At 54.9% G+C, this 12,285-nt stretch carries 10 protein-coding genes; 3 read left to right on the top strand and 7 right to left on the bottom strand.

Features of this window, described 5'->3' with window-relative positions; genetic code table 11:
- Positions 1-13 precede the first annotated feature (13 nt).
- The 6 genes from D9N13_RS02425 to D9N13_RS02400 all read right to left on the bottom strand — a co-directional run bounded on the left by D9N13_RS02425 (position 14) and on the right by D9N13_RS02400 (position 7,850).
- Entirely contained in the window at positions 14-1,528 is a 1,515-nt protein-coding gene (locus D9N13_RS02425) for a ShlB/FhaC/HecB family hemolysin secretion/activation protein (protein WP_290585404.1), read from the bottom strand.
- Between the two features lie 171 nt (positions 1,529-1,699).
- The gene (locus D9N13_RS02420; protein ID WP_290585402.1) at positions 1,700-3,220 is read right to left on the bottom strand and encodes a hypothetical protein; all 1,521 of its coding nucleotides are present in this window, start codon (positions 3,218-3,220) and stop codon (positions 1,700-1,702) included.
- 91 nt (positions 3,221-3,311) lie between these two features.
- On the bottom strand, positions 3,312-4,109 hold the full coding sequence (locus tag D9N13_RS02415; RefSeq protein ID WP_290585400.1) for a VPLPA-CTERM sorting domain-containing protein: 798 nt from the start codon (positions 4,107-4,109) through the stop codon (positions 3,312-3,314).
- A gap of 455 nt (positions 4,110-4,564) precedes the next feature.
- The gene (locus D9N13_RS02410; RefSeq protein WP_290585397.1) at positions 4,565-6,814 is read right to left on the bottom strand and encodes a xanthine dehydrogenase family protein molybdopterin-binding subunit; all 2,250 of its coding nucleotides are present in this window, start codon (positions 6,812-6,814) and stop codon (positions 4,565-4,567) included.
- Positions 6,811-7,272: a (2Fe-2S)-binding protein gene (locus tag D9N13_RS02405; RefSeq protein ID WP_290585394.1), complete on the bottom strand. Its 462-nt coding sequence runs from the start codon at positions 7,270-7,272 to the stop codon at positions 6,811-6,813. Before D9N13_RS02405 ends, D9N13_RS02410 begins: the two co-directional genes overlap by 4 nt.
- Positions 7,269-7,850 carry a hypothetical protein gene (locus D9N13_RS02400; protein WP_290585391.1) on the bottom strand — a complete coding sequence of 194 codons (582 nt, stop codon included), beginning with the start codon at positions 7,848-7,850 and terminating at the stop codon, positions 7,269-7,271. The genes D9N13_RS02405 and D9N13_RS02400 overlap by 4 nt, the downstream gene beginning before the upstream one ends.
- 190 nt (positions 7,851-8,040) lie before the next feature.
- Here D9N13_RS02400 and D9N13_RS02395 point away from each other — a divergent pair, with 190 nt between their 5' ends.
- The 3 genes from D9N13_RS02395 to folE are packed head-to-tail and all read left to right on the top strand — an operon-like array spanning position 8,041 to position 10,205.
- Positions 8,041-9,036: an XdhC family protein gene (locus tag D9N13_RS02395; protein ID WP_290585389.1), complete on the top strand. Its 996-nt coding sequence runs from the start codon at positions 8,041-8,043 to the stop codon at positions 9,034-9,036.
- A complete protein-coding gene (locus tag D9N13_RS02390) occupies positions 9,033-9,617 on the top strand; it encodes a nucleotidyltransferase family protein (RefSeq protein WP_290585387.1) in 585 nt (194 codons plus the stop codon). The genes D9N13_RS02395 and D9N13_RS02390 overlap by 4 nt, the downstream gene beginning before the upstream one ends.
- 42 nt (positions 9,618-9,659) lie before the next feature.
- On the top strand, positions 9,660-10,205 hold the full coding sequence (folE, locus tag D9N13_RS02385) for a GTP cyclohydrolase I FolE (RefSeq protein ID WP_290585385.1): 546 nt from the start codon (positions 9,660-9,662) through the stop codon (positions 10,203-10,205).
- A 20-nt stretch (positions 10,206-10,225) separates the two neighbouring features.
- On the opposite strand, the gene D9N13_RS02380 is transcribed toward folE, so the two are convergent.
- Positions 10,226-11,905 carry an immunoglobulin domain-containing protein gene (locus D9N13_RS02380; RefSeq protein ID WP_290585383.1) on the bottom strand — a complete coding sequence of 560 codons (1,680 nt, stop codon included), beginning with the start codon at positions 11,903-11,905 and terminating at the stop codon, positions 10,226-10,228.
- Between the last annotated feature and the right edge of the window lie 380 nt (positions 11,906-12,285).

Here is a 12,285-nt window from a genome sequence, read left to right as displayed (position 1 = left end):
GCAGCAAAACTGCCTAGAATTCGTAACGTAACTTAGCATTGACCCGAACATCACCCTGCTTAACCTCATCAATGTCCTTCAGGGGATAACCAGCGTCCAGATTTACAAACCATTGCTTTTTTAACTGAGCCCGCACCCCGATTCCGAACGAGGCCAACCTGAATTCACTTTCCTCTTCAATGCCTGTATCGGTATTTTCCAAATAGGCACCCTCCAAAAAAGTCAAAGCCCATAATTCGCCCAACTTGCCCGCATAACTGGGGGTGCTTATTTCAAAACCCAGGCGCGCTCCCATATCGGCAGACACCTGTGATTCATAGTAACCACGGACGGTATCCACACCGCCAGCCGACATCTGTTCGTTACTCACCAATGGCGTCGAACTCCACTGTGCACTCAGAGCTCCCAGCGCCGACCAACCCTCCCCCAGAAAATAATTAAGTTCATAGTCCAGTTTCAAAACGGTGAAATTGGGTTCTCCCCTGGAACGCTTGTTATTGAACTCTTCGTTCTCATTAAACAATTCCCGCACCCCGAATTTCAGCGCCAGCCCCAGATTATCGGCCCACTGTTCGGAGCGATTGAACGAGCTGTACTGGCTGGTTAACACCATATAGTCAATGGGCGTGGTCAAATCGTCTGTACCGGCCACGCTGATTGCTTCGTCAAAGTCCTTATAGTCAAAACCGAATATCAGTGTACTGATGCCCGTATCCCGACGCTGAAAAGGGTGGATATAACGACCGCCTAGAATGAAACCATCACCCACTACCCGTGTGTTGCCAACCGTTGCCACATCGGAATCCGACAGCACTGCGTAGAGCGCCACCTTGTTGCCCTTGAAACCAACGGGTAACACATAGGTACCGGCCAGCACCTGGACTTCGTCGGTGTCTTCAGGAGAAACCTGTATCTGAAAAGACAGATCATGCAGCTTCTGCCATAGATTGCTGTACTGGATCTCACCAATCAGGCGAGCATCCGTTGTGTTGGCCGAGTTGTAATCGTTCAGCTCTAGCGCACCCGACAAGGGCAGCTGATCATCCACTTCCAGATCAACCTCAATGGTCTTTGCAGTGGGGCCCTGTTTCAGCATTGGCAGCAGTTTCAAATTCGGGTTCAGGGCATTGGCATATTGAATATCTTCCTGCAGATCTCGCAGATTCAAGGCATTGCCGGTTTGCAATGAAGGCAATGCCTGCCGGATCATACTCGGCAGGAAATATTCGGCCCCCGACACTCGCAGCCGCCGTAACCGGGTTTCCACTACCTGCAGGCGAAACACCCCCTGCACCACCGTTTGTGGCGGTATTTCCACAAACACCGCCGGATATCCCGCCCGTTTATACAATTCCTGCAATACCTTGGCTGCCCGCTCCACATCCTCAAGTGTTCTGGCCGCCCCCAGATACGGAGCGAGCTCCCGTTGAATCAGCTCATCAGCCAACAATGAGTTACCTTGTACACGGTATTCCCAAATATCCAGATACTGCACGGCTGCTGTAACGGAAGTCGAAACAACCACCACGCAAACCGCCCAAAACCGCATTATCCCCTTCACCATAAAACCCACTACTGTCCAGTGCTCTCACTAATCTGCTTTCTATCTCTACCGTTAGAAAACGCAAGAACAGGAGCACCCTAAGGTACTCCTGTCTTGGCGTTGTACTACTGGATTTTTACTGTGCTTTAATCCGTATTACTGACTCACATCAATACCGGTAGAACCCAGGGTTGGAACGGCACAAGAACTCTGGCCTGTCAGCCCTTTATTAAACGGCATCACCGGATTTGAAGCATCAAACGGGAAAGAAGGAACGTTGGTGCTGTCGGCAAACACCAGGCTGCCCACGTTTACCGGTCCGGCACCGCCGGTAACCAGAATCTCCGGAGTATTGAAGCCACCCACAGGACGGTTATCATTGTTGGTGCTGCCATCATCAGTCTGCAGACCCAGGTTAAAGTCTTTCACGTCATCAATATTGCGAGCGATCTCAACAAATTTTTCTGCCAGTGCTTCAGCGTCGGAGCCCGGCGTCACAACATCAGTACGCCATTGAATGGTCATGGAAGCCCAGTTCTGATACAGGCCGGCCTGCACGTTTTCCAAAGTAGGAGCGACACCGTCGATTGCCAGGTACTTGAAGTTGTTACGGTCAGTACGACCTTCGTCCACTTTTTCCAGCGACTGCACACCCAACGCCCAACGTCCGTCTGCAGAAACGTTGGTCACACATTTACCCATATCGGAAGAACCTTCGTTTTTGTGGATATGAGGACCTGGAGCCGGGAACAAACCACCGATCAGGGGAACAGACGAATTGTTTTCTACGCCGTCACTGTCAACAGCAGTGGAGAAACCCACATAGCCGTAATCGCCCGCGCCACGGTAGTTACAGGGATTACCCAGATAATAAGCGTTGAACTGGGCCTGGGTACCGGAACCAGGTGTGCGCACACAAATATTCACAGCACCATTGCTGAGACCGGCACTGGCATCAATGCCCAGGCCTGCCGCATCACGCAGCTGCGACCAGTTCGCCACTTTACCGGAGAACAGGTTGGCAATCAGATCAGAAGACATGGACGGCATATCCTGGACTTCGTCAGAACCCACCGACAGCCCCTGAGCCGCCTGCAACGCGTCACGCAAACCGGGGGATGCTACCACACCAAATGTTTGCGCGTTCACAGTGTTCACCTTACGGGGAGCGTTCAGGTTAATCTGTACACCGGCTTCGTTGTTATCACTAATGGTGAACAGTTCAGGTTCAACATCAGAAATACCAACCATCGCCGCTGCGGGTACAGTCCCGGTGCAGGTATATTCGCCAGCAACGGTTCCGGTGTTGGCAGATATCTGGGTGCAGGTGCTCAGATCCACCGCTTCAACCGGAGTCACGTTGAAAACGGGTGCTACACCATCAATAGAACCACCGCTCTGCTTGTGGAACAGCACATTGCGGTCAGTTGCAAACACACCCGCTGACGCTGGCACGGTGCAGAATACGGCACTTGCATCGGTACCGGAGCCATCAAATTCATAGTTATCCTGAGTGGAAATATCACACAGTGTGGAGTAGTAGGTTTGTACCTGGACGTCAGCCGCAGTGGCACCTGACAACTGGAATACTGCATCAGGTGTGGTGGTTGGGCTCAACGCGTAAGCGTGAGACGCCACAGTGGCTGCTACTGCAACCGCCAGTTTGTTCAATTTCATGATGTTAACCTCTTGGTCGAATTGGGAGTATTACTGTGCCGGGGAACCAGCCGGAAGGCTGACTCCCGCTCACAGGATTAACTGATGGGAATCAGGCTTGACGACGGCGGCGAGCTACACCCGCCAGACCCAGTACGCCGGAAGCGAAGAGCCATACTGCGGCCGGAACCGGCACGTAGGACAGCGTGGAGCTTTCAAGATCCACAACCCAGTAACCGGCAGATTGAACCGCATAAGGTGTGAAATCCTGCTGCGCGATATCGGACAACTGGAAGCTGTAGGCATACAGTGAATCACCGACCACGGCAGCGGAGTCTATTACCCCTACGCCCTGGTTGGTCATACCGCCCATGGTAGTACCCCAGTAGCCATTGAAACCAGAGTACTGAGTTCCACCTGACATCAGGATGGTAGGATCTTCTTCAGTGGAAGTGGCTGACTGAGAACCGTAGTTGAGCAACTGTAGACCGTAGTTGGACACACGACCCAACATCCCACCACCCATGGTAGCGAAGGTAAATGTGGGAGTAGGCTGAGCCACCTGGGTGGCATACAGAGAATAGCTCTCAGGATTGTTAACGATATTGGCCTGATCGGCGTTTGAACCTACTAGGTTGAAATACAGATCGCCAGCACCGGCAGTAGCCGCGCTGATGTGATCCAGACCACCTTGGTCCAGTGCAAAGGTAGTACCGATGGCCAGGCTGGTGGCATCCACGGTGGATACTCCAAGATCCATAGACATGGAGGTTTCTGTAGCATTATTCCAGATAGTCAACATCAACTCCCCATTAGGAGAAGACACTCCACCACCGTTTTCCCAGGCAGCGTTTGCAGTAGCAGACACGGCAGCCAACGCAACGGAAGCTGCAATAGCTTTCAATTTCATATTCACATCCTCGGTCAAAAATCAGTTTTTTGTTCGTAACTACCAAGCCGAATGCTGTATTGCGCCAGCACACCCCAGTAGGAATGAGTGTCAATGCAACTTCCCCACTGCACCGACGGGCACAATAATGGCGATGAAATATGAAAAATTGTTGAATTCATGGGAGAAATCCTCATGAATTTTTCGTGAGAGAACAGAGTAGCTTTCAGGTCGCTTTTGTTACGTTGATTGAAATAAAATATTCATCAATACTACGTATTGGTGCCACCTGATCGTTCATGTGGCGTAGATTCACCTTCGCAGTCAGAGTTACTGTGATGAATTGGACTCACCAGGTCGCGCAAAAATCCCCAACAGCAAATAAAAAAACAACCATAACAGAAGCATCAAAAAAACATCATAAAAATGCAACCCGGCAGGCGGCCATGCTGATACGCTTGCCGTTGATACACGTATCAGGACCAGCTCAAATCCTGTTTGCGAAACGGTGTTGAACGCACCCGTTTGCCGGTGGCCTGAAAAATGGCATTACCGATGGCAGGGCCGATGGGCCCCACCGGCGCCTCACCAATAATCGCAAACCGGTCGTGGCCGGAGAGCGCATCAAAGTGAATATTGATCTCGGGCATGTCGCCCATCTTGAGTAGGGGCAGGCTGTCAAAATTTGCCTCTACGATAGCGCCATCACTAACCGTCAAGCCTTCATTCAACGCCATGTTCAAACCAAAAATAATCCCGCCCTGCAGCTGGGACAACACCGCGTCCTGATTGACAACCCGCCCGCAATCAAAGGTGAAATCGATTTGATGAACGATCAACTTGCCTGCGGGGGTCACCTCAACCCGCGCCACCGCACACACGGTTGAGCCCGCTTGCTTTGATCCTGAATGCGGCCAGTTACTGATGGCAATTCCGCGGCCTTGCCCCGGCGGCAATGCTTGACCCCAGTGGGCTTTTTCCGCTGCAATTCTCAGGCAGTCCGACCAGGCCGGATCCCAGTTTGCCAACAGCCTGAGACGGTATTGCAGCGGATCAATCCCCGCGGCAACCGCACACTCATCAATGAAGGTTTCCACAGTGAATGCATGGGAGTTGTAACAGGGGGCCCGGTAGGCACCGGTGGCAATGTGCAAGGGCAGTTTGCTGGTGGCAATGCGCACATTGGGGATGGCACCGGCAGCGGCGTACGCCATGTCGGTATAACCCAGGCTTAACTCCATACCGCTGAAGCAGGTTTCACTCTGCAGCGACAGGGGCATCCCCTGCTCGTCCAACCCGGCCTTGTAACGGGCGGCCAGCATGGTGCGGTACGATCCCTGGCGCGTGGTTTCCTCCCGCGACCAAATGACCTTTACCGGCACTCCGGGGTACTGGCGGGCTACCGCCACCACCGTACGCACATCATCGCCAATCACCCGGCGGCCAAAGCCACCTCCCACCATGGTCTGGTGAAAGTGCACGTGCTCCGGTGCCAGCCCCGACTCATCCACCGCCACCCAGAATGCCTGTTGCATGTCCTGCGTGGGATGCCAAAGCTCCAGGCTGCTCTCGGTATACTGAGCCGTGCCGTTCAGCGGCTCCATGGCCGCATGCTCAGAAAACGGCGTGCGATAAGTGGCTTCAACCGTTGTGGCCGCCTGCACACCGTTCACATCACCGGCCTTGGTGAGTGCCGCGCCACCCCACTTTTGCAATACCTTATCCTGGCGCTGGTGGATTTTCTTCTCCGACTCCCAGAAGGTTCCCAGGCCCGGAGCCCAAGTCACCGGCAATGCATCCAGGGCTGTTTTCGCCTGCCAGTAATGCTCTGCGATCACCGCAACGCCACTGTGACATTGCGAGCCTTCAAAGCCGAAGGTAGGGTCCGCCGGCACCGGCGAGCCCACCGTTGCCGCCGGATCAATCACCACCACCGCTTTCACACCAGGCATGCCCAGTACCGCATCAGGGTCATGGCTTTTCAGTAAGCCGCCGTGCACGGGGCACTGCAGCACCGCGGCGTACACCATGTTCGGCAAGATCACATCCATGCCATAAACGGCTGTGCCCCGCACCACATCCGGCAGCTGCAGTTTGTGGGGTTTACCTTTGCCCAACAGGCGCCAGTCACTCTGTGGTTTCAGTGCAGGTTCGGATTCCAACTGCACGGCGGCCGCAGCCAGGGCCACTTCACCAAAACGCACTGTACGGCCACTGGGTACATGGGTCAGCACACTGTCCCGGGCTGTGATCTCGGCAACCGGCACACCCCAACGCAATGCCGCGGCCATTTTCAGGCGCTCACGGGCGCTGGCCCCCAGTTGCAGGGTATAGGGCATGCGGGCGTGATCGGTACTGTGGCCACCGAAGAACGGCTGCAGGCCCACCGCGTAACTGCCGGGCGTGCGATACTCGCGGCTGTAAGAGGCAAACTCCACCCGGACCTTGCTCCAGGCACACTCCAGTTCTTCGGCAATATTCATGGCCTGCTGCGTAGAGGCGCCATTGCCGATTTCCGGAGTGGGCACAGTTACCACCACGGTATCGTCCGGCTGAATCACCAACCAGGGCGACAGCTCCCCTGCGTTGTCCTGGGCGGCTGCGGTGGCGGACGCCAGGCCGGCAACCGGCAGCAATCGCAGGGACAGCCCCCCCGCCAAAGCCGAGGCCGACACCAGGAATTGCCGCCGGGTCAGATGCTTTTTCTGCAAAACGTTCTGTTTCATGCCTTCAGCTCCTGTGCCGCCCGCCGAATCGCAACCTTGATGCGTGGATAAGTACCGCAGCGGCAGAGGTTGGAGATGTGAGCGTCGATCTCCTCATCGGTGGGATCCGGCGTACGCTTAAGCAGGTCTGCTGCGGCCATCAAAACCCCGGACTGGCAATACCCACACTGGGGCACATTCAACTCCACCCACAAGGTTTGCAGGATGTGATCACCGGCTTCCGACAGGCCCTCAATCGTGCGGATATCCGCACCGGCCACCGCTGCAGCCGGAATCTGACAGGAGCGCACGGCGGCACCGTTGAAATGCACCGTGCAGGCGCCACACAGGCCGGCGCCGCAACCGAATTTAGTGCCGGTCATTTGCAGATGATCCCGTAACACCCATAACAGTGGCGTGCTGGGATCAATATCCAGCGATTGCGCCTGCCCGTTGACCGTAAACGTCAGCTTTTTCATTCCAACCCCGCCCTCTTTCTGGCCAACGCTTCAAAGTCAGCATTTATTTTTTCCAGCTTGGCATCGGTAATCGCCTCACGGTCAAATTTCTGCATGAAATTCAGGGTAAAGCCGCGCCCCTGGCCGATATCCGGATGCGTTGAGAATCCCGGCAGGTAGCTGTCTACAATATCCCGTGCTTCGGGATCATCCAGTATCACCCCCACCAGGGTGGAACCGGTGGTGTAAACCACCACATTCGACCCTTCCAACTGCCTCAGTTCTGCATCAATGGCGGCCAGCCGGCCATCGGTAATCATCTGCGGAAAATAGGGCTGAATATCCTCCAGTGTCAGTGGGCGGGCCACGTCGATCTGGCGCAGGCCGGTGAGGCCCGGCACGTGTCGCTCCAGCACCGCCCGCGCCTCTGAATAGTTCAACAAAGAGTCTATATCGGATTCCGCTACGGAATAGGACAGGCCGGGCAGCGTCACGGTGGGCTGGGGCGCCATGATGTAGTAAAACCAGCCGCCGGCCGCCGCAGCCAGCAGGACAGCCACAACGCTGCCAACAATGAGGGATAGTTTAAGTCGGGTCATGATTTGTGGGCCCCGGAATATTTGTTATTATGTCGCTATTGTACACCACTGTTGATCATATGAAAACGACAGGCAGAGCGCGGTCAGCCCGGATTAACACTTTCACAAGTGCTTGATTTCCAATTATGGTGTCAACTGGGGTAAATCCGTTCAAAATAGAGAAACAGAAGAGAAAGGATCAACAGGTTCTATGCACAGTCTGGATCATCAGGTTCTCCACACCTTACAAAGCTGGGTGGAACAACACCACGCCGCCTGGTTATGTACCATCGTTGCCACCCATGGCTCATCACCTCGCCCGGTGGGCTCCTTGATGGCCTGCAACAATCACGGCCAGGTGGTGGGGTCCCTGTCCGGCGGCTGCGTGGAAGAGGAGCTGCTGGAACAGCTCCTGGGGGGAGAGTACACAACCCTCCCCTGTACCGTACGCTATGGCTTGAACGCTGATGACAACGCGCGCCTGGGCTTGCCCTGCGGCGGACACCTGACCGTGCTGATCGAAAAGATAGACAAAACCTCGCTTCCTGATCTCATCACTATTAACAACCGGCTGAATGAGCGTAAATGCATAAAACGCACGGTGGCACTCAACAGCGGTCGAATGTGGCTTGAACCGGTAGCGCAATTCGAGGCCCTCACCATGGATGAACACCACTGTGCCCAGGTGTATGGCCCGCGCTATACCCTGCTATTGGTTGGTGCCGGGCAACTGGCCGCCAGCCTGGCACAGATGGCAACCATGATGGATTACCGGGTGCTGGTGACCGACCCGCGGGCCCAAAAGCTGGAGGATTTTCAGGCTCATCTGTTAGGCCCGGACACCGAGGTTCTGTGTATCCATGGCATGCCGGATGATGTAGTACGGGAACAAGGAAACGATCCTTTTAGCATTGTGATCACCCTCACCCATGACCCCCGCATTGACGACATGGCGCTGATGGAAGCACTGACCCAGAATAATTTTTACGTGGGTGCGCTGGGATCCCGCAAAACCACCAACCAACGCCTGCAACGACTGCAGCAACTGGATCTGTCGCCCCAACAACTGGCGCGTCTGCATGCTCCGGTGGGGCTCGCCATCGGTAGCAAAACGGCACCGGAAATCGCTGTCGCTATTTTGGCTGAGCTCACTGAAATCAGGCGCACCGCCCTGCGCCACCCACCACAGGCACAGGGCACCCGGTGAATAACACCGGTGTTATCATCCTGGCGGCCGGCCGTGGCGAACGATTCGGCAGCGACAAGCGCGAGGCATTGATCGGGGACACCCCCATGCTGCTGCATACGGTGCAGCAATACGCGCCCCTCGCTACCCCTATATTGGTGGTGGCGAGCCCAACGTTATCCGCCGGGTTGCGCCAGCAGGTACAGCAATGGGCCGAGGTGATAGTGCTGCCGGAGCGGGCACACCCAGATCAAGCCGCAGGTATGGGCGATAGCCTGGCACTGGGCGTGCAACAGGCACACAGCAACGGATGGGATGCCGCGCTGATCGCGCTGGGGGATATGCCCTGGGTTCGGCACGGCACCCTGAATCAAATTAACCGGGCACTGCAAACCAACCGTGCGGTCGTACCGGTTTTTAATGGCCGCTGGGGGCACCCGGTGGGTTTTCAACGCGACCATTTTGCAGCGTTTGAATCCTTGCAGGGTGAGCGGGGTGGACGGGCGATTTTAACCGGTATCGCCCCCAGGGAAATACCGGTTACCGACCCCGGAGTTATTCTGGATGTCGACACGCCGGACCAGCTGAATTTACACCATTAACCACTAACCACTGACACTGAGCAGGCAACCGAGATTACGCTAATGAAAGAAAATTTTGCAGCCATTATTAATGCCATTGGCGAGGACTTATCCCGCCCCGGCCTGGAGAAAACACCAGAGCGTGCCGCCAAGGCGTTCGAGTACTTGACTCGAGGTTATCATCAGAATCTGGACGACGTCATCAACGATGCCTTGTTCCCCTCGGATGCCAGTGAAATGGTGGTGGTGAAAGACATTGAACTTTATTCCATGTGCGAGCATCACCTGTTGCCGTTTATCGGCCGGGCCCACGTCGCCTACATTCCTTCCGGCAAGGTATTGGGCTTATCCAAAATCGCCCGCATTGTGGATATGTATGCGCGCCGGCTGCAAATCCAGGAGCAGCTCACCACCCAGATTGCTGAAACCATTCAGAATGTGGTGAACGCTGCAGGGGTGGGTGTCGTGATTGAAGCTCAACACATGTGCATGATGATGCGCGGTGTGGAAAAACAGAACTCCGTAATGAAAACTTCCGCCATGCTGGGTACATTCCGCGACAATCAGGCAACCCGCACTGAGTTCTTATCACTGATTAACGCACGATAAACCAATGAAGACAGCCGTGGTTACTGCACACGGAGCACATACAGCTCAGACAGGCTGCTTTCAAGGCGGTTGATGTCCACTGTGGATAATGCGAATTTGTATTCACCAAACGTCAGATCCTGCAACACCGCTCTGGTGTTGCTGCCATCCACTTCGATCATATTGCTGTATCCGGACTCCGACGTTAACCCATAATAAATTCGGTAGGTATCGATCTCGGTTTGACTCAACCAACTGCCATCCATCCGGGACGAAGGCGCGCTCCATGAAATCGCCACATCGGCACTGCCCGCAACCGCCAGCACATTCACGGTGATGGTTCCACTGCGCGTACTACCGGCGGCATTACTGGCAACGCAGTAATAACTGCCACCATCGTCACTGTCGACGTCGTTCAATGACAGCGCATTGGCGGTGGCACCCGGAATGCTCACCCCATCCCGATACCACTGATAGAGAATGCCGGAGCCCATGGCCGAGATACGCAAGACCACGTCACTGCCTTCGGAAACAACCTGATTACCGGACTGGGTTGTCACCACCGGTGGCTGCAGATCGCCGCCGGTGAAATCATCAACCGAGTCACGAACCAATACGGTTATGGTGGCGGGCATGGTGACCGGCTTAGTGCCGGAAAAAGCCTGGGCAGTGAGGGTGAAATCATCGGAAAACCCAGTGCAACTGAGATAATTGCCGCTGTAATCACCACATGCCGCGTAAGGCGCCGCGCCTTCCTGCCGACTGCTGCCATTGGACGTATTGAATTTCACTCGATCATAGGCAACACCGGAGAACTGCACATTGAAATTGAACGCCGAGTTCTGCTGCAACACAACCTGGCTGCCGGGGAAAAATGAGGCCAACGGCACATCCGTATCCGCATCAATCAACCCAAACGTGGCTTGCGCAGAGCCGCCACCAGACGCCCCCCTTGCAACCGACAAGGTGGCGGGCTCGCCAACCGGTGAGCCACCCGAGTAGGCCTGTGCCGACAGCACGAAATTACCGGCAAAACCCGATACTCCGGAACAACTAAAATAATCCCCGTTGTTATCACCGCAGGCCGCATAGGGCGAAACACCCTCCTCCCGCACGGCGCCGCCCGTGGTGGTGAAGCGCACACGATCGTAGGTGATATTCAGAAAACGCACATTAACATTGAATTTTGCGTTGTCGGGTAAAGCCAACTGACTGCCACTGGCCAGTGTACTCGTCACCTGGTTGGTGTTGGCGTCCACCAAGCCGAAATAGGCGTCGGCTACCGGTGTCGGTTGCGGTTGCTGCACCAACACACGAATGGAAGCGGCACTGCCCACCGGGGCATTGCCTGAATAGGCTTGGGCGGTAAGCGTAAAGTCACTGGTAAAACCGGCCCGGGCGGAACAATCCAGGTAACGGCCGTTGATATCACCGCACAGGGCATAGGGTGCCACGCTTTCTGTCTGGCTGTGTCCATTGGAGGTGAAGAAATGGATCCGGTCGTACTTAAGATCCGTAATCTGCACACTGACATTAAAGGCCGACACATCACCCAGCACAATCTGCTGTGACGGTGCGATATTCGATTGCACCACAGCGCCGGACTCGGCATTGATCAGATTGAATCGAGTAAGGGCGCTAACCTGATTGCTGAAAACCTGACTGGTAAAAAAGAGGGCACTAAAAAGAATAAAACGGAAAACGGTACATCGATCACTCATCACTTCAATCGCTCATAATGGTAATTGGGGGAGTGTCTGTTCTCTGATAGACGAGAATAGTGGTTATTCCTGATAGCCTTTTAAAGCTCTTTTCGCAGTTAGCCGCAGCCCTGAGCAACCAGTCACATGCAAGCTTTGAACCCAATCACACAACACGAAAAGCACGCTGACAAAGCAGTTCGTATTTTGATCAATGCCGAACCCAACACCGTTGCACATTGCTCGGGCAGCGTCGTTTAAACCGTATCCAATCCGGCTTTTTTGAAATATTTGTGCAACTTTTTGGAGCGCAGTGAAAGCCCATTGTGCAGCGCACTTAAGCGCGCTGGCACCATCAGGTTATCGGCGTGTGATGAAGTGGTGCGATCCTTCCCCATCGC

The sequence above is a fragment of the Ketobacter sp. GenoA1 genome (genome assembly GCF_003671475.1).
In the GTDB taxonomy this organism is placed as follows: domain Bacteria; phylum Pseudomonadota; class Gammaproteobacteria; order Pseudomonadales; family Ketobacteraceae; genus Ketobacter.
The sequence above is the reverse complement of the archived record's forward strand: the minus strand, read 5'-3'. Positions and strand labels throughout refer to the sequence as shown.